The sequence below is a fragment of the Actinobacillus pleuropneumoniae genome (genome assembly GCF_003290385.1).
Taxonomy (GTDB): Bacteria; Pseudomonadota; Gammaproteobacteria; order Enterobacterales; family Pasteurellaceae; genus Actinobacillus; species Actinobacillus lignieresii.
The window spans coordinates 2,065,259-2,085,596 of sequence record NZ_CP030753.1; the positions used below are offsets into that span (position 1 = coordinate 2,065,259).

General features: G+C 39.8%; 22 protein-coding genes and 3 tRNA genes. 9 read left to right on the forward strand and 16 right to left on the reverse strand.

The features are described 5' to 3' along the window. The first annotated feature begins 32 nt into the window (after positions 1-32). The 6 genes from glyQ (at position 33) to xerC (ending at position 5,773) form a co-directional block, all read left to right on the forward strand. Positions 33-947, forward strand: a complete 915-nt coding sequence (gene glyQ, locus DRF63_RS09830; RefSeq protein ID WP_005602638.1) for a glycine--tRNA ligase subunit alpha — start codon at positions 33-35, stop codon at positions 945-947. A 53-nt stretch (positions 948-1,000) separates the two neighbouring features. Then, entirely contained in the window at positions 1,001-1,372 is a 372-nt protein-coding gene (locus DRF63_RS09835; protein ID WP_005599367.1) for an endonuclease domain-containing protein, read from the forward strand. A gap of 472 nt (positions 1,373-1,844) precedes the next feature. Beyond that, positions 1,845-2,249 carry a hypothetical protein gene (locus tag DRF63_RS09840; RefSeq protein ID WP_005599368.1) on the forward strand — a complete coding sequence of 135 codons (405 nt, stop codon included), beginning with the start codon at positions 1,845-1,847 and terminating at the stop codon, positions 2,247-2,249. A gap of 37 nt (positions 2,250-2,286) precedes the next feature. Continuing rightward, positions 2,287-4,356, forward strand: a complete 2,070-nt coding sequence (gene glyS / locus DRF63_RS09845) for a glycine--tRNA ligase subunit beta (protein WP_005599369.1) — start codon at positions 2,287-2,289, stop codon at positions 4,354-4,356. A gap of 115 nt (positions 4,357-4,471) precedes the next feature. Beyond that, on the forward strand, positions 4,472-4,762 hold the full coding sequence (locus DRF63_RS09850) for a DUF5377 family protein (RefSeq protein WP_005599371.1): 291 nt from the start codon (positions 4,472-4,474) through the stop codon (positions 4,760-4,762). 90 nt (positions 4,763-4,852) lie between these two features. Continuing rightward, positions 4,853-5,773 (forward strand): tyrosine recombinase XerC, encoded by a 921-nt coding sequence (gene xerC / locus DRF63_RS09855; RefSeq protein WP_192876859.1) that lies wholly within the window; start codon positions 4,853-4,855, stop codon positions 5,771-5,773. 3 nt (positions 5,774-5,776) lie between these two features. Here the strand turns inward: xerC and DRF63_RS09860 are convergent, their stop codons facing one another. The 5 genes from DRF63_RS09860 to DRF63_RS09880 form a co-directional block, all read right to left on the reverse strand. Then, positions 5,777-6,166, reverse strand: a complete 390-nt coding sequence (locus DRF63_RS09860; protein ID WP_005599373.1) for a YbaN family protein — start codon at positions 6,164-6,166, stop codon at positions 5,777-5,779. Positions 6,167-6,229: 63 nt separating this feature from the next. After that, the gene (locus DRF63_RS09865; protein ID WP_005599374.1) at positions 6,230-7,018 is read right to left on the reverse strand and encodes a glycosyltransferase family 2 protein; all 789 of its coding nucleotides are present in this window, start codon (positions 7,016-7,018) and stop codon (positions 6,230-6,232) included. After that, positions 7,015-7,713, reverse strand: coding sequence for a UDP-2,3-diacylglucosamine diphosphatase (gene lpxH, locus DRF63_RS09870; protein WP_012478591.1), 699 nt, complete (start codon positions 7,711-7,713; stop codon positions 7,015-7,017). Before lpxH ends, DRF63_RS09865 begins: the two co-directional genes overlap by 4 nt. Before the next feature lie 76 nt (positions 7,714-7,789). Continuing rightward, complete coding sequence (locus DRF63_RS09875; RefSeq protein ID WP_005599386.1) at positions 7,790-8,314, reverse strand: DUF1523 family protein; 525 nt, start codon at positions 8,312-8,314, stop codon at positions 7,790-7,792. Between the two features lie 34 nt (positions 8,315-8,348). Continuing rightward, positions 8,349-9,137 (reverse strand): TatD family hydrolase, encoded by a 789-nt coding sequence (locus DRF63_RS09880; RefSeq protein WP_005599387.1) that lies wholly within the window; start codon positions 9,135-9,137, stop codon positions 8,349-8,351. A gap of 747 nt (positions 9,138-9,884) precedes the next feature. Between DRF63_RS09880 and DRF63_RS11470 the strand changes: the two genes are divergently transcribed. Beyond that, positions 9,885-10,577, forward strand: coding sequence for an IS256 family transposase, variant Zn-binding type (locus tag DRF63_RS11470; protein WP_418910107.1), 693 nt, complete (start codon positions 9,885-9,887; stop codon positions 10,575-10,577). A 305-nt stretch (positions 10,578-10,882) separates the two neighbouring features. Here the strand turns inward: DRF63_RS11470 and DRF63_RS09895 are convergent, their stop codons facing one another. The 11 genes from DRF63_RS09895 to rpe form a co-directional block, all read right to left on the reverse strand. After that, the gene (locus DRF63_RS09895; protein WP_005599391.1) at positions 10,883-12,823 is read right to left on the reverse strand and encodes a MacB family efflux pump subunit; all 1,941 of its coding nucleotides are present in this window, start codon (positions 12,821-12,823) and stop codon (positions 10,883-10,885) included. Next, positions 12,823-13,986, reverse strand: a complete 1,164-nt coding sequence (locus tag DRF63_RS09900; RefSeq protein WP_005599392.1) for an efflux RND transporter periplasmic adaptor subunit — start codon at positions 13,984-13,986, stop codon at positions 12,823-12,825. The genes DRF63_RS09895 and DRF63_RS09900 overlap by 1 nt, the downstream gene beginning before the upstream one ends. 132 nt (positions 13,987-14,118) lie before the next feature. Next, positions 14,119-14,895: a MipA/OmpV family protein gene (locus DRF63_RS09905; protein ID WP_005599394.1), complete on the reverse strand. Its 777-nt coding sequence runs from the start codon at positions 14,893-14,895 to the stop codon at positions 14,119-14,121. Positions 14,896-15,225: 330 nt separating this feature from the next. Beyond that, a complete protein-coding gene (locus DRF63_RS09910) occupies positions 15,226-16,209 on the reverse strand; it encodes a DNA polymerase III subunit delta' (protein ID WP_043991924.1) in 984 nt (327 codons plus the stop codon). 2 nt (positions 16,210-16,211) lie between these two features. Further along, positions 16,212-16,838 carry a dTMP kinase gene (tmk, locus tag DRF63_RS09915; protein ID WP_005599398.1) on the reverse strand — a complete coding sequence of 209 codons (627 nt, stop codon included), beginning with the start codon at positions 16,836-16,838 and terminating at the stop codon, positions 16,212-16,214. Positions 16,839-16,841: 3 nt separating this feature from the next. Continuing rightward, positions 16,842-17,876, reverse strand: coding sequence for an endolytic transglycosylase MltG (gene mltG, locus DRF63_RS09920; RefSeq protein ID WP_005599400.1), 1,035 nt, complete (start codon positions 17,874-17,876; stop codon positions 16,842-16,844). A gap of 119 nt (positions 17,877-17,995) precedes the next feature. Beyond that, positions 17,996-18,071: transfer RNA gene (locus DRF63_RS09925), tRNA-Lys, on the reverse strand. A 34-nt stretch (positions 18,072-18,105) separates the two neighbouring features. Beyond that, positions 18,106-18,181 (reverse strand) — tRNA-Lys (locus DRF63_RS09930). 23 nt (positions 18,182-18,204) lie between these two features. Continuing rightward, positions 18,205-18,280: transfer RNA gene (locus tag DRF63_RS09935), tRNA-Lys, on the reverse strand. 194 nt (positions 18,281-18,474) lie between these two features. Continuing rightward, positions 18,475-18,708, reverse strand: coding sequence for an acyl carrier protein (acpP, locus tag DRF63_RS09940; protein ID WP_005599419.1), 234 nt, complete (start codon positions 18,706-18,708; stop codon positions 18,475-18,477). A 263-nt stretch (positions 18,709-18,971) separates the two neighbouring features. Beyond that, positions 18,972-19,646: a ribulose-phosphate 3-epimerase gene (gene rpe / locus DRF63_RS09945; protein ID WP_005599420.1), complete on the reverse strand. Its 675-nt coding sequence runs from the start codon at positions 19,644-19,646 to the stop codon at positions 18,972-18,974. Positions 19,647-19,867: 221 nt separating this feature from the next. Here rpe and DRF63_RS09950 point away from each other — a divergent pair, with 221 nt between their 5' ends. Together DRF63_RS09950 and ykgO are read left to right on the forward strand one after the other, a co-directional pair. Next, positions 19,868-20,137 carry a type B 50S ribosomal protein L31 gene (locus DRF63_RS09950; protein ID WP_005599422.1) on the forward strand — a complete coding sequence of 90 codons (270 nt, stop codon included), beginning with the start codon at positions 19,868-19,870 and terminating at the stop codon, positions 20,135-20,137. Positions 20,138-20,150: 13 nt separating this feature from the next. Continuing rightward, positions 20,151-20,276 carry a type B 50S ribosomal protein L36 gene (gene ykgO, locus DRF63_RS09955; protein ID WP_005599425.1) on the forward strand — a complete coding sequence of 42 codons (126 nt, stop codon included), beginning with the start codon at positions 20,151-20,153 and terminating at the stop codon, positions 20,274-20,276. The last annotated feature ends 62 nt before the right edge of the window (positions 20,277-20,338 follow it).

Sequence of the window (20,338 nt, forward strand, 5' to 3'; positions counted from 1 at the left end):
TATTTTTGAACGAATTTTTTAGGAATCGCAAAATGACAACAAAATTTAACGTAAAAACATTCCAAGGTATGATTTTAGCCCTACAAGATTACTGGGCAAACGTAGGTTGCACTATCGTTCAACCGTTTGATATGGAAGTGGGTGCAGGGACTTCTCACCCGATGACCGCACTTCGTGCATTAGGTCCTGAGCCAATGGCATTTGCTTATGTTCAACCTTCACGCCGCCCGACTGACGGTCGTTACGGCGAAAACCCAAACCGTTTACAACACTACTATCAATTCCAAGTGGTAATCAAACCGTCTCCGGATAACATTCAAGAACTCTATTTAGGCTCACTTAAAATGTTAGGCTTCGACCCGACTCAACACGATATTCGTTTTGTGGAAGACAACTGGGAAAACCCGACTTTAGGTGCGTGGGGCTTAGGCTGGGAAGTGTGGCTAAACGGTATGGAAGTGACCCAATTCACTTACTTCCAACAAGTGGGCGGTTTGGAGTGTAAACCGGTAACAGGTGAAGTAACCTACGGTTTAGAGCGTTTAGCAATGTATATTCAAGGCGTGGACAGCGTGTACGACCTCGTATGGTCAGACGGTCCGCTCGGTAAAACCACTTACGGCGATGTGTTCCACCAAAACGAAGTAGAGCAATCAACCTACAACTTTGAATACGCAGACGTAGATTTCCTCTTCAAAGCGTTCGAGCAATATGAAAAAGAAGCAACCGAATTATTAGCATTAGAAAAACCACTACCGTTGCCAGCTTACGAACGCATTTTAAAAGCGGCACACAGCTTCAATATGCTAGACGCCCGTAAAGCGATTTCTGTAACCGAACGCCAACGCTACATCTTACGCATTCGCACCTTAACCAAAGGCGTGGCAGAAGCGTATTATGCAAGCCGTGAGGCATTGGGTTTTCCGGGTTGTAATAAGCAGGTTTAAATCTCCCCCTGCCCCCTCTTTACAAAAGAGGGGGAATAAATGTGGAGGAAATAGTGCAACCCTACTCAAAATCGCTAAAACCACTTTCACAAAAATTGCGTTCCGATCAAACTGACGCAGAGCGGAAATTGTGGCAACGGATAAACCGAGATCAGCTCTTGAGTTTTCGTTTTTATCGCCAAAAGCCGTTGCTAAATTACATTGTGGATTTTTACTGCCCGAAAGCGAAGTTGATTATTGAGCTGGACGGCAGTCAGCATTATGAGCCTGATTATCAGGAAAAAGACTGCTTGCGTGATGCAGAGTTAAATTCACTCGGTTTTACCGTAATGCGGTTTAGTAATGACGAAGTATATTTTGAAATTGAATCGGTGGTGGAGCAGATTTATTTGTTTTTGGAGAATGTTAGGGCAAATCTCCCTTAACCCCTCTTTACTAAAGAGGGGGATCAGATCTCCAAGAATTTAGAGACTTGTGTTCTTAATCGATGATTGGAAATTTGAAATATAAGCGGTGGGGATTTGTAGATTTTTTGCAAATTTGAGGTAGTACAAATCTCCCCTAGCCCCTCTTTACTAAAGAGGGGGATTGGATCTCCAAGAATGTTAAGGTTTGTGTTCTTAATCGATGATTGAAAATTTGAAATATAAGCGGTGGGGATTTGCAGATTTTTTGCAAATTTGAGATCGTACAAATCTCCCCTAGCCCCTCTTTACTAAAGAGGGGGATCGGATCTCCAAAAATTTTGAGATTTATGTTCTTCATCAACAATAGAAATTTTAAAATGCGGATTAGTCCACAAAACTTAATTTCTGCACAAACCCAGTCCCCCTCTTTAGCAAAGAGGGGTTAGGGGAGATTTGGCAGAAGTGAAAGCGAAGAGGGGCATAAAGGAAAATGCAAATTTCTAAAAATGAAATTAAAGCGACAGGTTTGATTTTAGTGGTTAAAATTAAAAATGCGTTAGCATTATCAAAAAATGATAGTCGCCATTTTAATTTTAATAATATAGATGATAGTAACCTAAAATCTAGAACTCTAGGAAATTGGGTTTTAGCTAAAGAAAAAGCAGATAGAATTAAATATATTATTGGCGTGAATACTGGTGGTGAAAACTTAGTTGTATCGGCTTATGAAGTAACGCAATATGAGCGTAAGAAAACTGAAAATGGTCGTTATCGATATCGTTTTCAATCTTCTTCTAATAGCGAAATTTTATTAAAAGAATTAGGTATTTATCAGAAGAAAATAAGTGATTTAAATTTTGGACACGGTGCAGAAAAAACATATTTTGAAATTTAATGGTGCAATAAATTGCACTCTAGCAGAGAGAAATACAATGACAACACAAAACTTCCTCGCCGAGATCGGCACTGAAGAGTTGCCACCGAAGGCACTCAAAAAATTAGCGACCGCATTTGCGGAGAATGTAGAAAACGAGTTAAACCAAGCAGGTTTATCATTCGAGAAAGTGGAATGGTTTGCAGCACCACGTCGTTTGGCTGTGAAAGCGTTAGGTTTAGCGACGGCTCAACCAAGCAAAAAGATTGAAAAACGTGGTCCTGCGGTATCGGCAGCGTTTGATGCAGATGGCAAGCCAACCAAAGCAGCGGAAGGCTGGGCGAGAGGCTGTGGCATTTCTGTGGAACAGGCGGAACGTTTGGCGACCGACAAAGGCGAATGGTTAGTTCACCGTGCGGTGATTGAAGGTCAGCCGACTAAAAATTTATTGGTGGATATTATCTCTCGTTCTTTAGCGAATTTACCGATTCCCAAAATGATGCGTTGGGGCGATAAAACCGAGCAATTCGTGCGTCCTGTGCATACGGTAACGTTATTCTTTGGTGGTGAGCTAATCGAAGGCGAAATTTTAGGTGTGAAAATCGCTAACGTGGTACGTGGACACCGCTTCTTAGGCGAGCGTGAATTTACCATTTCGCACGCAGATGAATACCTTACGGCATTACGTGAAAAAGGTTCGGTTATTGCAGACTTTAACGAGCGTAAGGCGTTGATTCTTGCAAAATCGCAAGAAAAAGCGACCGCTTTAGGTGGCGTGGCAGACATCGAAGAAGACTTATTAGATGAAGTGACTTCATTGGTTGAGTTCCCGAACGTATTAACCGCAAAATTTGAAGAGCGTTTCCTTGCTGTGCCTGCGGAAGCATTGGTTTACACAATGAAAGGCGACCAAAAATACTTCCCGATTTATGACAAAGATGGCAAATTATTACCGCACTTTATCTTTGTGTCTAACATTAATCCGGAAGATCCGACAGCGATTATCGAAGGTAATGAAAAAGTGGTTCGTCCACGTTTAACCGATGCAGAATTCTTCTTCAAAACCGACTTAAAACAGCGTTTAGAAGACCGTTTACCACGCCTTGAAACCGTGTTGTTCCACCAACAGTTAGGTACGTTACGTGATAAAACCGCTCGTATTGAAGCATTAGCGGGCGAAATCGCTGCGCAAATCGGTGCGGACAAAGCGAAAGCGGAACGTGCGGGCTTACTTTCTAAATGCGACTTGATGACCAATATGGTGTTTGAGTTTACTGACACACAAGGTGTGATGGGTATGCACTATGCTCGTCATGACGGTGAAGATGAAGAAGTGGCGGTAGCGTTAAACGAGCAATATATGCCACGTTTTGCAGGCGATGAATTACCGAAATCGTTGGTGGCTTGCTCGGTAGCGTTGGCGGATAAATTCGACACGCTTACGGGGATTTTCGGTATCGGTCAAGCACCGAAAGGCAGTGCCGACCCATTCGCATTACGTCGTGCGGCATTAGGTTCACTCCGTATTATCGTGGAGAAAAATTTATCGCTTGATCTTGAAGATCTTGTTCGTAAATCAGCGGTATTATTTGGCGATAAATTAACAAATGCAAATGTGGTTGAAGACGTGGTGGACTTTATGCTCGGTCGTTTCCGTGCGTGGTATCAAGACGAAGGTATTGCGGTGGACGTTATCCAAGCGGTATTGGCTCGCCGTCCAACTAAGCCGGCTGACTTTGACGCTCGTGTGCGTGCAGTGTCACATTTCCGCACTTTAGATTCAGCGGAAGCGTTAGCGGCAGCGAATAAACGTGTAAGCAATATTTTAGCGAAAGTGGAAGGCGAAATTTCAACCGAAATCGACCGTTCACTATTAGTTGAGGCGGAAGAAAAAGCGCTTGCAGAACAAGTAATTAGCTTACAAACGGAATTAGCTCCGACATTTGCAAACGGCGAATATCAAACCGCACTTGATCGCTTAGCGAGTTTACGTGAAACGGTGGATAACTTCTTTGAAAAAGTGATGGTAAACGCAGAAGATGCAAATCTTCGCCGTAACCGTCAGGCAATTCTAAATAATTTACGTAACTTGTTCTTACAAGTAGCGGATATTTCCGTTTTACAATAATTTGTTGAAATTAGACCGCTTTTTTAGGCGGTCTATTTTTAAGCGAAATAAGTTAGATTAATCACTAAGTCATTGATTAAATTTATAGCAAACACAACAATCATAAGGAAGCAATATGTCAGTAAAAACCGAAGTTTTATTTAGTAATCATTGGAATGTCCGTGTTAGTGATCCGGGTGAAGAGGGTAATGTAAACCATTTCTTTGAAACGGTATTTATTACTTTAGAAGCGAAAATTGGCGGTTCACAAGTGCAATACGAATTCACTCGTAAAGTGGAAGATGATATCAAAATTCAGCGTAGCTTCACCGATGTAAACGAACTTTTTGAATTTTTAGGCGATTATCTAAGTCCGGTGGCATTAGGTAATGTCGGCGTACGTATCGGTCAGCTTAATTTGGCGTAATTGAATCAAGCGGTTGTTTTTGCAAAAAATTTTGCAAATTTGACCGCTTGTTTTCCTTTCTCGTTTACTTCCTTTCAACGTGTCATCGTTATGATTAATTCACAAAATACGCTCTATCTGCAAACTAAGCCCTATTGGGATTACTTACGTATCGAAAAACAAGCCAGCCAACATACATTGAGTAATTATCAGCGTCAGCTTTTAGCGGTGAGCGATATGCTTAGTCAAGCCGGTATTAGCACATGGCAAGAGGTGAATAGTGCGACGGTGCGTTGGATTATCGCGCAAAGTAATAAGCAGGGCTTAGGGGCAAAGAGTATCGCTTTACGTTTGGTTGCGTTACGTCAATGGTTTAGTTATTTGATTCGACAAGAAAAGATGTCGGTTAATCCGGCGGTTGGCATTAAAGCACCGAAAGCAAGCAAGCGTTTACCGAAGAATATTGATGCGGAACAAGCCGAGCAACTATTAACCAGTGATAGCCATGAGCCGAGCGACTTGCGTGATCTGGCGATGATGGAATTGATGTACAGCTCCGGCTTGCGTCTATCCGAGTTGCAAGGGCTTGATTTGGGCGATATGGATTTAGCTGGACGAGAAGTGCGTTTATTGGGTAAAGGGAATAAAGAACGTATCGTGCCGATTGGTTCGAAAGCCCTTGAAGCGTTAAATCGTTGGTTGGCGGTAAGAAATCAATTTAAACCGCAGGACAATGCGGTATTTTTGAATAAGCGCGGCGGTAGATTGTCACACCGTTCAATTCAACTTGTCATGCAAAAATGGGGCGAGAAACAGGGCTTGGAAAGCCATTTGCATCCGCATAAATTGCGCCATTCGTTTGCCACTCATATGTTGGAAGCCAGCGGCGATTTACGTGCGGTACAAGAATTACTCGGACATAGCAATCTTGCCACTACCCAAATTTATACACATTTGGATTTCCAACATCTTGCCAAAATTTATGATGCGGCTCACCCGAGAGCTAAACGTAAAAAGCAAGACGACGATTAAAGGCTAAGCATTTGAACGGCTATCGCTTGTTTCCGGCGGAATAGTAGTGATTTTGCAGAAAAAGTACCAATATTGGCAAATAATCACGGCAATTAAAGTTAATTTGCCCCAAATATTCGGTAATGCAAAGAACGAAACGATACAGAACGGTGCGGAAATCAGTAAGATGGTTACTTTCTGTTTCATCGTCATCGCACGTTTCTCATCATATTCTTTTAAATATTTTTGATAAATTTTAGTGCGCATAAACCATTGCTGTAAGCGAGGCGAACTTTTACCGAAGCAAAACAACGCAAGCAATAAAAAAGGCGTGGTCGGTAGGCCCGGTAGAATAGCGCCTAAAATACCAAGCCCGATACATAAGAATCCTGTGATAATGTAGAAAAGTTTCATGCTAATTACAGTTGATAATTAATCTCAATTAGGGATATTAGACGGATTCCGCCTATTTTTCAACTAATTCCATTGAATATTCAGCGGTTTTATCCCGATTTTTTTAGTCGTGAGGCATTCTTGTAACTGTTGCACTTGTTGGCAGATCTTTTCGGTCACGGCTTCGGCTTGCAGCATTTTTTCTTGAGTAACCTCCGCCGGATGTTGATTAAATAAAATCGCATCCAGTAAACGTTCCGCATACATCCCTTCGTGGTAGTAATGTAAAACACCGGCATCGTTAAATGCGGTTGCGACCATACTGATTTTAGTCGTGGCAATGCCCAAAGCTCCGTCTTCACCACCTAATTCTCGAAACAGCTGATGTTGCGGAAAGCCGCCGCAAGCCAGAAAGAATGCACGGCGAAACACGGTATTTCCGCCGCATGTCATTCGCATATGTTGCCAAGCGTATTCAAAGTTAGCGTGAGCGGTATAACGTTCGGGGAATTCTATCGGTTTAAGTGCCAATCGGACGACGGCGGCTTCCGGTCGAAAAGTAAAAATCCCTTCGGCAATTTGTAACGCATGATCTTCGTAGGCATCATCCGCATCTAAAAAAGCGATAAAGTCGGCTTCGCTTTGTAATGCTCCCCAATTGCGTGCTTTCGCCACACCGCTGTTTTCCGGCATTCGCTCGACACGAATTTTATGTGGTACTTGTGCTTGTAGATGTTGAGCCAGTGCTAGCGTATTATCGGTTGAAGCATCGTCAATTAGCCATAACGTACCTAACGGTTGGTTTAACGCACTTTGTACCGCACGCATTAACGTCTGTTCGGCGTTATAGCAAGGAATAATCACATCTATCATATAAACTCAAATCCCTGTTCATCAAATTTTAAAACGGAAGCGTAATCCGCTTTCCAGTCACCGAGGACGATGCGGGTAAATTCCACCTCAGAATGCACCGCTTGGCGGTGGGTATGGCCATGAATCAGATAAGTTGCGCCAAAGCGTTTTACCGTTTCGGCGGTAAATGCCGGATTCACATCCATAATATCGGCCGATTTAGCTTGTTTATCTTGTTTGCTTTTGGTTCGAATTTTTTGCGCGATACGAATTCGCAGAGAGAGCGGTAAGCGTAAAAAGAGCCACTGCAGCCATTTCTGATGTACTTTACGGCGGAATTGTTGGTATTTTACATCATCAATGCAAAGCGTATCGCCATGGCAAATCAGCGTCTTATTGCCGTATAAATCGAGCAGGTAATAATCGGGCAGAATTTCAATACCGGTTTCTTGTGCGAAGCGTTTGCCTAATAAGAAGTCGCGGTTTCCGCAAATAAAATAGCATTTTACACCGCTTGTGGTGAGGGTTTTTAGGGCGTTTTTCACTTGGTCGATAAGGGCGGATTGTTCGTCGTCGCCAATCCAGAAATCAAAGAAATCACCTAGGATATACACGCTTTCCGCAAGCGGTGCCTTTTGTCGCATAAATTGCAAAAAGTGTTCGGTGATCTGAGGCTGTGCCTCGTTGAGGTGTAGGTCTGCAATAAAATAAATCATTTCGCTCGCAATAAAAAACGGTTCAATTTGCAAAATTCTAGCAAAATTCTAGCAAAATTGAACCGCTTGGAATAGCTTATTCGCTACGGAAGATGCCACGAATAAATTGAATAGACAGGAAGAAGAGCAGTGCTAATACGCCGTAGAGAATATAACTGAAAATCGGCATTGAGCTACTTTCGCCTTCCGATAACGGCTTAATCGAAACGATATTTCTAAACTCATTTAAGAAGTTGATTCGCCAGCCGTAATATTTAATTTGCACCAGTTGTTTTTCATTCGCATACGCTTGTGCTTTGGCTTGAATATCGGCAGAACCGAATTTGAAATAAGGCGGTAAGCCCCAGCCGGTATCTTCGTTACGATATACCATCACTTTTTTCGTTTCCGGATGTTCGGTAAACAAGAAATATACGTCACGCACTTCACCGTCTGCCGGATTAGCTTTACTGATGATACCGTCTTTATCCATACGGCGAACTTCCATACCGGTCACCGTTGTGGTTTCATAGCTTGGCATCGCATAATTGACCGCACCGCCCAACACAATAAAAAATGAGAGTGATACGAGAATGAGAAAATATTTTAAAATCGCTTTCATTCGAGTTCCTTTATTTAACCTTTAACTTGATAGATTAGAGTTTAATCTTGAATAAGTTTTGCACATTTTCAGTGGTAATGCGAGCTAATTCTTCTGTTGAAACGCCTTTTAGTGCGGCAAGATATTCACAAGTTTCACGCACATAGGCCGGCTGATTCGGTTTACCACGATACGGAATCGGCGCAAGATAAGGCGAATCGGTCTCAACCAATAAACTATCGAGCGGCACTTTACGTACCACATCACGCAATTCTTCCGCATTGCGGAATGTGATAATCCCCGAAATCGAGATATAGAAACCGATATCCAACGCACGTTTTGCCATATTCCAATCTTCGGTAAAGCAGTGTAATACGCCGCCGCATTTTTCAGCATTGCCGGCAATCAGCATATCCATCGTATCTTGACGAGCCGAACGGGTATGGATAATTAACGGTTTATTTACTTTATTGGCAATGTCAATTTGTTGTGAAAACAGCGATTGTTGTAATGCTTTGGTTTCCGGCGTGTAGTGATAATCTAATCCTGTTTCGCCAATCGCAACCACTTTTTCATCTTGTGCGAAGGTAAGTAATTTATCGTAATCAAATGGCTCTTCTTCTATATTCAGCGGATGAACGCCACAAGAAAGCGAGACATCATTACGATGCGCAGTTAAGGCTTTCATCGCCTCAAAACGCCCAAGCGTGGTACAAATCGAAATAAAGTGGTGTACACCACGCGCTTTAGCATTTTCGATTACCTGGTCCACGTTTTTATGGCGAGTTTCGTAATCTAAGGCATCTAAATGACAATGTGAGTCGATAATAAATAAGTCTTTCAATGTTTTTCCTACATATAATATTTGCGAGCTATTATGTAATGATTTGAATATTCAGAGATATATAGAAAAGAGATTTATCTCTAAAAGGCAAATGTAGCATAGTAGACATAAAAGTTAGCTTTATTTTTGTTAAACTACTATGTTGCTATAATTCATCTTGTGGTTCTTTTTTTAATTTACCCTCCTATCTTATTTGTTGTCTTTTCAATATTTAATTCGGGGTATTTCTCCATACATAAAAACATAACTCATATAACGTTTTATACCTGTATAGGTACTTCTAACATTATGATGTTTATAAGGAAAATAACTGCTCTCATTCGGTTTCTCTGAACGCTCATTTAAAAATACTTGATCTAATAACGAATACGAATTGGCTTTAATTTCCTTCCTATATGAGATTGACATTTTTTTCTTGATCTCATAATGCTTGCGATTAAATGAGATTGACTCATTTACGTGGGGTATTCATTAAATCTTTCAGCAAATCATGCCGGCTAGGTAATTGATTGAATAATATGACTTTTTTCCCTTAAGCAATTTATCATTTTTTGTAATAAATGATCCTTTCGGCTTTTACTATTTAATGATAAGTAGAGGCTGTCAATCAATACTATGATACTAAAATCCTGGTGAAAAAAGGAGGTGTTGATAATTAAGTTTAAATATTTATATTCAACACATAATATTAAAGGCGTTGACTATAAGGTTTTAACCCACTTTTTATAAAAATGACTAAAAAATTGTATTTTCTGCTCATCTTTTAACCTCAAAAAATATGGCAAAATTAATGGTGTTCAACGCTATAAATGTCTTGATTGCCATCGTAATTTTGTTGCATCCAAGCGACTTAATTCACAAGAAATCTGGTTTAAGTATACCTCGCTAAAACAAACCATTCGGCAGCTTACTATTGAATATCAATGTTCTGAAAGAACCATCAGAAGACATCTTCAAAAATCCATCAAAGCTGAGCAAAAACCTTTACCCGAAACCATTAACATCGTGATGGATACCACACATTTTAAACAGCGTTTTGCCGTATTGGTTTTAGTGGATTCACTCTCTTCCAAACCGGTCTACTTTCGTTTTATTCCCGCTGAGAAAAATCAGTATTATTTCGAAGCTATATCAGAATTAATGGAAAAAGGCATTAAGATTCAATCGATTACCTGCGATGGTAGGAGAGGATTACTCAATGCATATCCTGATATTCCAACTCAGATGTGTCATTTTCATCAAGTTGGGAGAGGGATATTTTATTTAACGAAATCCCCCAAATTTCCGGCTGGGAAAGCGTTATTGGAGTATACTATTCACTTAAATCTTATACAAAAAAGACGCTTAATCAAGCATTACTGCAATGGCGGAATGAGTATAAAACTTACTTTAACGAACGCTCGGAGCATAATGCAAAACGGTTTAAACACAAACGATTAAGAAGTGCCTATTGGAGTCTAAAACGTAGCATAAATTATTTATTTACCTATCAAGATTATCCTGAACTGCATATTGCACATACGACGAATTTAGTCGAGTCATTTTTTAAGCTGATGAAAGCAAAATTAGCTCCTCACCAAGGATTGACTGATGAACATAAGATGGTGTTTATAAAGGATTTTATTTGCCAGCGAAGTTAAAAATAAAGCCATAACAGGCTCAAAAATGTCCATTATGGCTATATCATAGGGAAATTAGACTCAATTTTGTCCACTATCCCCAATCTTTTGGTTTATTATGCCTTTTTATTCTCTTGATAATGCTTCTATTGGTTTTAAACGAGCTGCATTTCGGGCAGGAAAATAGCCAAAGATAATGCCGATTAAGGATGAACATAAAAATGCAATAAAGAAAGAGGAAAAGGTGAATTGCATTTTGATACTATCTGTTAATAAAGAAAAAACTAAGCCAAACAACAATGATAACAATATACCAATAATGCCGCCGATCAGACTAACTGTCGCCGATTCAATTAGAAACTGATGTAGTATATCTTTTTCTTTGGCGCCTACTGCGATGCGGATACCGATTTCTTTGGTTCGTTCAATCACTGAAACTAACATAATATTCATAACTCCTATACCTCCAACTACCAGCGAAATAAAAGCGATAGATGAAATCATTAAAGTTAGGGCTTGTGTAGTGCGATTTAAGGATTGCAAGAACTTGCTACTACTGAAAGTAAAAAAATCCTTTCTGCCATGCTTTGCTGCCAATAAATCCACAATAGCCTTATCGGCTGCTGCTGGTACAAAATTTTCTCGTAACTGCACTGTAATTTGTTGAAAATAGGGTTGGTTACGTAAACGAGCAGCCATAGTGTTGTACGGTAACCAAATAGTGGTTCGCTGCCCTTCAGTTGTTTGGGAGGCGGACTCAACAACACCGATAATCGAAATAGGTACATCACCGATAAAAACTATATTGCTTTCTGCAATTTTTGTGCCGAAGATTACATCTCGTGATTTTTTATCAATTATGCCAACAGCTTGATAAGTATCTACATCTTGTTGGTTAAAAAATCTGCCACTTAGTAATTTGTAGTTTTTTAACATAAAGAAATCTTGGCTAACACCATTTATCGTTGCATTGGCAGTTTTATTTAAGAAACGGATTGGCAATTCTAACGATAAGTTCGGAGTCGCACCTTTCACATAGGGTTGTTGGCGTAATAAATTTACGTCATTGCTATTTAACGTTTGAATTTTATATGCTTCGGTATCTCCCCAATTTTTACCAGGAAAAATATCTATTGTGTTGCTACCTAAAGAGCTAAATTCATTCAAGACTTTATGTTTGGTTCCTTCTCCTAATGCTACTACACATACGACAGCAGCAATGCCAATAATTATACCTAACATAGTCAAAAACGTCCTAATTTTATGAGCACGCATCATACTGAATGCCATCACAAAAGATTCTTTATAGCCTCGTAGCGACATCAAGCAGTTTAGACTTTGCCTTTCCTGCTTTGTTGAGGGGGAGAGGCTATTCTTGCAGTATGAACTATTATCTGCAATAATTTCGCCATCTTTGATTTTGATAATTCTGTTAGCATTTTGCGCAATATTCATATCATGAGTAATTAGGATAATTGTGTGTCCTTGCGCATTTAATTCTTTCAACACATTCAATACTTCTTGGCTGCTTTGGCTATCTAATGCTCCCGTAGGTTCATCAGCTAAGATTATCTCTCCTCCATTCATCAATGCTCGAGCAATACTAACTCGTTGCTGCTGCCCGCCAGAAAGTTGAGAAGGTTTATTTTCCAGTTGTTTTTCCAACCCTAATCGACATAGCAGCTCCTTCGCTCGTTCAGTTCTTCTATATTTATCTGTTGCCGAATAAATAGCAGGAACTTCTACATTTCCGATTGCGCTTAGATGTGGCAACAAATGATAACGCTGAAAAACAAAACCGAAATGACTACAACGTAACTCTGCTAACTCATCATTGCTCAAAGAGGCGATATTTCGCCCTCGAAACCAATATTCACCACAATCTGCTATATCCAATGCACCTAAGATATTCATTAAAGTGGATTTGCCAGAGCCAGAAGCTCCGACAATAGCAATCATTTCGCCCGCATATACTTTTAAATTAACTGATTTCAATACTGTTGTTTCGGTATTGCCATTGCGATAACGACGCTCAATATTTTTTAATTCAATTAATGGTTGTTTCATTATAATCCTATGCTATAAATTTCGGCATCGTTAGATGCAGGAGTTGTACTAACGGGAAGTAGGACTTTATCGCCTTCTACTAACCCTTCGATAATTTCTACTTTCGCTCCGTCTTTCAGTCCTGTTCTCACTACAACTTGCTCTTTTTGGCCATGTTTACGCAAGACCGTGACATAATATTGCTCCGGCACAATCATTTCCCCTAGGGCTGATAAAGGAATATTCAACACATTTTCACGTTTATCTAACATAATCGTTACAGCGGCAGTCATAGAAATACGCAGTCTATGATCAGGATTAGGCACTTTGAAAGTAGCATAATAATAAATTGCATTGTTTGTATTTTCTGTAGTGTCTGTAATATGAACGGGAGCCAGTTTTACCATATCAAGTTGCCCGTGAAATTGGGAATCACTCTCTCCCAATAGCGTAAAGGAAGTTGGAGCACCAGCTTGTATATGAATTACATCTGCTTCCGAAATTTTGGTGTTGACTTTCATAGTATCAATATTAGCTAATTTCATCAGCACTGGTACTTGTTGGGTGGTGACTAAAGTTTGACCATTTTGCGCAAATACTGAAATTACTGTTGCATCAAGTGGAGAACGAATTTCTGTATATCCTAGTTCGGTTTCAGCTTTTTCCACTCTGATTTTAGCGATATCTAGATTATTTTGCGCAATTTGAAGTTCTGCTTTGGCCGTATTTAATCTACTTTTTGCTTCTTCTGTTTCCTTTTGGCTTGTCGCATTGGTTCGTATCAAACGTTGATGACGTTCCCAATCTGATTGCAGTTGCTTAAGATTAATTTTTTTTGTATCCAAATTAGCAGAAGCATTTGCTAGCTCAGCTTTTGCTAGTTTTAATTCCGTTTCAGCCAGACGTGGATCAATTACAGCTAATAGCTCACCTTTTTTAACCTTCTGTCCTTCTTGTACTAAAATATGCTTAATCTGCCCAGATACTTGTGCACCAATATCTACTTGTTCAGTCGCTTGCAATGTGCCGCTAGCAATAACTGTTTTTTGAATATTTCCTCGTTCGACGTGAAAAATAATCTCTTGATAATTTTCGTTTTCGCCCCCAAAATATAAATATGATATGCCTAAAAGGAAAGTAAATAGGGTATATTTAATATATTTCTTAATTTTCAAAATAACCACCTTATTATCTTTTATAAAATGACAAAATAACCAATGTAGCTTTTGAACAAGTAACTAAATAATATAGAAACAGGGAGAAACAATTAACTTTATAAAGATAAAGAATGAGTATTCTCCCTAGAATATTCTATTTTAGAACTTATAATAAAGGCTAAGAGATGAAGTAAATTGAGAGTCTCGTTTTATGATAGGAGATTGCTTAATTTCTTTAGAATATTTATTCCAACCGACAGATAAACCCATGCCAAGATTGTTCGTGAAAGCATAATCAGTATTAATACCTATGTGTGTTGCATAAGCTGCTTTAGGTTTATATACGGATGTAATTTTATTACCTAATTCGGATTGTTTAATACCAAAGTAATAATCTGTATATTTAGATGAATAATAACTTGAGCCAATATATGGTGAAACTTTCCAATTTTTCGTCATATTAAACGATTTAAGTAAGCTGACATTACTACTCGCACCACGTTTTCCGCTTTTTCCTTCCAAGGATATAAAAGTATCATTTAAGCCGAATAAACCTCCCAAATTATAATTTAATCCCCAACCAAAGGCAAATTGAGTTTTGCGAGTTTGAATACTTTGATATCCAGGTAACAAGTCTTTTCCTTTAATTGAAAAACCATCAAATGGGTTAACAAACAGTGATACGCTGAAATTGTCAGTGAAAGATTGTTCATATCCTATTTCGCTAATTCCTGCAGTCCCTCTCATATAAAAATTACCTAAAGAAAGATCAAGTGCTAAAAAGGGATTTGTTGCTACTTTATGTTTAGAATAGTAAATACTACTCTCACGGGCTCCTCCCAATCCAATTTCGGCTCCATTAACATTACTTGCAAAAGTAATAAAAGGAAAGCTAATTAAATAATATTTAAATAATTTGAATTTGCTATGTTTCATAGTTGTCTCCTTTTAGTGAGGTTAAAAAGTAAAACCAATTCTTGCTTGCCAGTTTGTGGCTTTATCCTCTATTAATACAATACTAAATTATATTTAATGTACTTTCTATATTTCCTGGCTTAGGATTCGAGCTTTATTAAAGCCTAAGCTCATATAATAATTCTTCATGTGGCTGATATGCAATATTAAAATGCTCTCTTTGTTATCTGACAGGTATTCTGCTTATTATCTGACAGTTAAATGATGTTTATTGGAGAGTGAAGTTTCGTGTATTCTCTACAGTATGGCTACGTAAAAATTACAAGGTTGTGGGTAGACATGCTATTTTATTTATTCAAACGTCTCTAGCGCTAGCTTTGTCAGGTAGTTAAGTAACATCAATTCCAAATTCATCGCATTTACTTGCTGTAAGTCTTGGCGGGTTTGTTGCAGAATTTGGTGACCTTTTAGCAGCGCTTGGGCGGAGAGTTGTTGGCTAAACGGCAGAATACCGGCTTGTAAGTCCGGATTTGTCCAACCGATTGCAATATCCATTTTGGCTTTTAACGCATCGGCAAAAAAGCTATCCAACCATTCTAATTGCTGCAATACCAGTTCCTTTTCTTTATCAAATGCGGTGAAGAGGAGCAATACATCTCGGCTTTTAAAGAAACGCCAAAAAGTTTGTAAAAAGGTTTTGCGGGCTTGCAAGCGGTCGTTTTCTAAAAAAGTTTTGCAAATCAGCGGGCGTTGATGACATAAACGCATCGCAATTTCACAAGAGGAAAAATCAACACCGCTACAGTTTGCTTGCAACCAATCTAACGCAATATCCGTTTCCGGCGGATGAATTAACCACGTTTGGCAGCGACTTTGAATGGTCGGGAGCATTGCACCTTGTAGTGGTGCTTCAAGCAGAAAATAAACGCTGTTATGTGGTTCTTCAAGCGTTTTTAAGAGTGCATTGCTGCTTGCTTCGGTTAAACGTTCCGCACCACGAATATATACCACCGCATTGCCACCTTGTTGCGAGAAGTTTTGCAATTTGGCATTGGCTTCACGCACTTGATCAATACCGATATCTTTACCGTCAATCGGCTCTAAAATATGGAAATCAGGGTGGTTTCCGGCAGCAGTCAATAAACAACTTTTACACTGTTGGCAAGCTTGTTCCCTGTGCGGATTTTGGCAAAGTAGCCAATGCGCAAAATGACGAATAAGCGTTTCCGTCCCTAAACCCGAATCGGTTTTAAATAACAGGGCGTGATGACCACGCCCATGCAAAAAGGATTCTGTAAGTTGTTGATAAGTGTGTTGAAGCCAAGGATATAGCATATTTATTTTGCAATTTTTAAGAAGTTTTCGACCGCTTGTTGAATGTCAGCGGCAACTTGTTCGATAGATTGTTCCGCATTAATAATTACCGCTTTCTCGTTATTTTGTGTCAGTTCCAAATAACGTTGGCGTGTGCGATAAAAGAAATCGAGGCTTTGCTGTTCGATACGATCCAGTTCACCGCGACCACGTGCGCGAGCTAAGCCGACCGCAGGATCGATATCAAGATAAATGGTCAAATCCGGTTCAAAGTTACCTAGCACGGTTTCTTTTAAAGTTTCGAGTAAGTGGCGATCAATTTGACGTCCACCGCCTTGATAAGCCTGCGAAGACATATCGTGACGATCGCCCAGCACCCATTTGCCTTCTGCCAATGCCGGTTTAATCACGTTTTCGACTAATTGAATACGTGCCGCATATAACATCAGTAATTCGGCTTTGTCACTAACCGCTTCTTCGGTTTCGTGTTTGATTAAATGGCGTAACTTTTCCGCTAACGGTGTACCGCCGGGTTCACGGGTTTGTACCACGTTTTTGCCCGCTTTTTCCAACTGAGCTAAAATCACTTGGTGTGCAGTGGTTTTGCCTGCACCTTCTAAACCTTCAAGAACAATAAATTTTCCACGCATTTCTTATTTCTTCTCAAGTTTTTTGTTTCGTTCGATTTTGATCCAGTCACGAACCGCTTGGTTGTGTTGGTCTAGATTTTTACTAAATTTGTGTCCGCCGCTGCCGTCTGCCACAAAATAGAGATATGGCGTATTATCCGGTTGTGAAACCGCTTTTAATGCCGCTTCGCTCGGCATTGCAATCGGTGTCGGCGGTAAGCCGCCAATCACATAAGTATTATAAGGTGTGGCTTCTTCCAAATCTTTTTTACGAATATTGCCGTTGTAACGATCGCCCATACCGTAAATCACGGTCGGGTCGGTTTGTAATTTCATTTTTAATCTGAGGCGATTAATAAACACGGAGGCGACTTGCGGGCGTTCGCTCGCAACAGCGGTTTCTTTCTCGACGATGGATGCTAAAATCAACATTTCATACGGATTGGCAAGCGGTAGATTTTCCGCCCGATTTTGCCAAGCGTTATCCAATGCTTTTTGTTGCTTTTGATAAGCGCGTTTCAGTAATTCCAAATCGCTTGAGTTCGGAACATAATTATAGGTATCCGGCGCAATCCAGCCTTCAAGCTTCTCATGATTAATACCAAGCAATTGAGCGATTTCCGCTTCGGATTTTCCGGTTAGCGTGTGTTGCATATAACTTGCTTTCGCCAGTTGTTCGCGCCAAACCTTAAAGGTTTTACCCTCGATAAATTGTACGTTAAGTTGGATTTCTTTGCCGGAACTTAAATGTTTCAGTAAGTCTTCAACCGTATTCAGTCCGTTAAGTGAGTAAGTCCCCGCTTTAAATTTACTCAGTTCCGGTTTAAAACGAATAAGATAGGGGAGTAGGCTAACATCATCATGATTAACAATACCTTGTTCTTCCAATAATTGTGCCAGCTTTTGGCTTGATGTGCCTTTCTCTAAGATAAAGAATTGATCTGCTTTTGCGGTAAGCGGATGCTCGGCAAGACCGGAGAGTTTTTGATAACCGTAAATTGCACCGCCGGCAGCAATTAGACCGCATAAGCCTAAAGCAATAAGAAGTTTTTTAATCATTAAATAAAATTCGCTGTAAATAATCTGTTGAATAATTGCTATAAAAACGTGATGAATTTTACACTATAAACAGAGAACAAGCGGTGCTTTTTTCAAGAAAATTTGTAAGGGAATATAAATGGTGGGTCGTGAAGGATTCGAACCTTCGACCAACGGATTAAAAGTCCGCTGCTCTACCGACTGAGCTAACGACCCATTTCAGATTTGACTGATTTGGAAAGTTCTAAAGTGGTGGGTCGTGAAGGATTCGAACCTTCGACCAACGGATTAAAAGTCCGCTGCTCTACCGACTGAGCTAACGACCCTTTAGAAGGCGTTGCAAGTTAAATGGTGGGTCGTGAAGGATTCGAACCTTCGACCAACGGATTAAAAGTCCGCTGCTCTACCGACTGAGCTAACGACCCTTAACGTTGCGTAACAGGCGCATATAATACGGATTTAAACAAAATGGTCAAGTGCTTTTTGGCAAATTTATCTTGTTTGAATGGTTTGTAAACGATTTTGCGTATTTTTGAACAGTGCGCTTTATACTACAGAAGAAAGTATGGCGATTCGGGATAAAAAATAAGGCGGTTAATAAACCGCCTCATCTTTGAAATTATGCGTTAGCTTTTGTCACGTAGTCAATCGCTGATTGAACTGTTGTGATTTTTTCAGCTTCTTCATCCGGGATTTCGATATCGAATTCTTCTTCTAAAGCCATCACTAATTCAACTGTGTCTAAAGAGTCCGCACCTAAATCTTCAATGAATGAAGCTTCCGGTTTAACGTCTTCAGCTTTAACACCTAATTGATCAACGATAATTTTTTTTACGCGTTCTTCAATGCTCATTTTGTTTTTCCTATGTGAAATTCGCCTAAATGCGAGAGTTAAATAGTGTAGAGAAAAAAATACTAAATTCAACGCTTTTTAAGAAAGGTCAAACCAGCCGTTTTCCCACACAAGTATAAATAGTTCGCTTGTGCAAGCGAAAAGCGATGGATATTCTAACATTATGTATAGGGTTTATCCATAGCTGATTGTTATTCGCTCGGGAATTTATCGGCTAAAAGCGGTTAATTTTCACTAATTTTTTGCGAAAATAACCGATTTTATTATACCTGCGCTAATTCCCGACGCATTTGATCAATCACCGCTTTATAGTTCGGTTGATCGAAAATTGCAGAGCCGGCGACAAAGGTATCCGCACCTGCGGCGGCAATCTCGGCAATGTTGTCGATTTTTACGCCGCCGTCGATTTCTAGACGAATCGGATAACCGCTTTTATCAATACGACGACGTGCTTCTTGCAGTTTTTCTAAAGTCGCCGGAATAAATTTTTGCCCGCCGAAGCCGGGATTTACCCCCATCAGCAAAATCATATCCACTTTATCCATGACGTAATCCAGATAACTGAGCGGTGTTGCCGGGTTGAAAACCAAACCGGATTTACAGCCGTGATCGCGGATCATTTGCAAAGTACGATCAATATGATCGGTCGCTTCCGGATGGAAGGTAATATAGTTTGCGCCGGCTTTGGCAAAATCCGGAATTAAACGTTCGACCGGTTTTACCATTAAATGTACGTCGATTTCCGCAGTAATACCGTAATCACGCAGTGCTTTGCAGATAGCGGGTCCAAAAGTCAGATTCGGCACGAAATGATTATCCATCACATCAAAATGAATAATATCGCCGCCTGCTTTTAATACTTCTGCAACGTCTTCTCCCAAGCGAGCCAAGTCCGCAGACAGAATGGACGGGGCGATTAGAAACGGTTGTCGAGCCATAATGCTTCCTCATAAATAGAACTGGAATTTTATTGATATAGACTACCATAAAATAAGAGAAGAAAAGGCGATCCAGATCGCAAAATTTCATTTTGAAATGTACAAAAAATCATCAACGACATAAAAACCATAAAAAAATTATAGAAATAAAAAAGATTATCGGGTAGGATATAACCACTTTTTATTTATGGAAATAAATGAAACCTCTGGAGGATTTTAAAATGAAAAAAGGGATTCACCCTGAAAATTATCGTGAAGTATTATTTTATGACGGTTCGGTACAAATGGGCTGGATTATTCGTTCTTGTGCGGCGACGACAAAAACGATGGTGTGGGAAGACGGTAAAGAATATCCGTTTTACCCGTTAGATACATCGTCAGCGTCACACCCGGTTTATACGGGTAAACGTCGTGAAGTGAATACGGAAGGTCGCGCAAGTAAATTTAACGAACGCTTTAAAGGTATGGCAGGTTTAGCCGCTAAGAAATAAGGATAGATAATCGATGAAAATTTTAAACTCATTAAAAACGGCGAAAACACGCCATCCGGATTGCCAAATCGTACGTCGTAAAGGCAAACTTTATGTGATTTGTAAAAGCAATCCTCGCTTTAAAGCACGCCAACGTTAATTTGATTTGAGATTCACTTAAATAAAAACGCATATTCAACCATCATTGAATATGCGTTTTTT

Excerpts from the sequence above, each read along its gene's own strand:
- glyQ (WP_005602638.1), top strand. The coding sequence starts at position 33 with ATGACAACAAAATTTAACGTAAAAACATTCCAAGGTATGATTTTAGCC.
- DRF63_RS09875 (WP_005599386.1), bottom strand. The coding sequence starts at position 8,314 with ATGAAAGCGATTTTAAAATATTTTCTCATTCTCGTATCACTCTCATTT.
- DRF63_RS09840 (WP_005599368.1), top strand. The coding sequence starts at position 1,845 with ATGCAAATTTCTAAAAATGAAATTAAAGCGACAGGTTTGATTTTAGTG.
- lpxH (WP_012478591.1), bottom strand. The coding sequence starts at position 7,713 with ATGATTTATTTTATTGCAGACCTACACCTCAACGAGGCACAGCCTCAG.
- DRF63_RS09860 (WP_005599373.1), bottom strand. The coding sequence starts at position 6,166 with ATGAAACTTTTCTACATTATCACAGGATTCTTATGTATCGGGCTTGGT.
- DRF63_RS09910 (WP_043991924.1), bottom strand. The coding sequence starts at position 16,209 with ATGCTATATCCTTGGCTTCAACACACTTATCAACAACTTACAGAATCC.
- mltG (WP_005599400.1), bottom strand. The coding sequence starts at position 17,876 with ATGATTAAAAAACTTCTTATTGCTTTAGGCTTATGCGGTCTAATTGCT.
- DRF63_RS09895 (WP_005599391.1), bottom strand. The coding sequence starts at position 12,823 with ATGAAACAACCATTAATTGAATTAAAAAATATTGAGCGTCGTTATCGC.
- DRF63_RS09850 (WP_005599371.1), top strand. The coding sequence starts at position 4,472 with ATGTCAGTAAAAACCGAAGTTTTATTTAGTAATCATTGGAATGTCCGT.
- tmk (WP_005599398.1), bottom strand. The coding sequence starts at position 16,838 with ATGCGTGGAAAATTTATTGTTCTTGAAGGTTTAGAAGGTGCAGGCAAA.
- acpP (WP_005599419.1), bottom strand. The coding sequence starts at position 18,708 with ATGAGCATTGAAGAACGCGTAAAAAAAATTATCGTTGATCAATTAGGT.
- glyS (WP_005599369.1), top strand. The coding sequence starts at position 2,287 with ATGACAACACAAAACTTCCTCGCCGAGATCGGCACTGAAGAGTTGCCA.
- ykgO (WP_005599425.1), top strand. The coding sequence starts at position 20,151 with ATGAAAATTTTAAACTCATTAAAAACGGCGAAAACACGCCATCCGGAT.
- DRF63_RS09905 (WP_005599394.1), bottom strand. The coding sequence starts at position 14,895 with ATGAAACATAGCAAATTCAAATTATTTAAATATTATTTAATTAGCTTT.
- xerC (WP_192876859.1), top strand. The coding sequence starts at position 4,853 with ATGATTAATTCACAAAATACGCTCTATCTGCAAACTAAGCCCTATTGG.
- rpe (WP_005599420.1), bottom strand. The coding sequence starts at position 19,646 with ATGGCTCGACAACCGTTTCTAATCGCCCCGTCCATTCTGTCTGCGGAC.
- DRF63_RS09950 (WP_005599422.1), top strand. The coding sequence starts at position 19,868 with ATGAAAAAAGGGATTCACCCTGAAAATTATCGTGAAGTATTATTTTAT.
- DRF63_RS09865 (WP_005599374.1), bottom strand. The coding sequence starts at position 7,018 with ATGATAGATGTGATTATTCCTTGCTATAACGCCGAACAGACGTTAATG.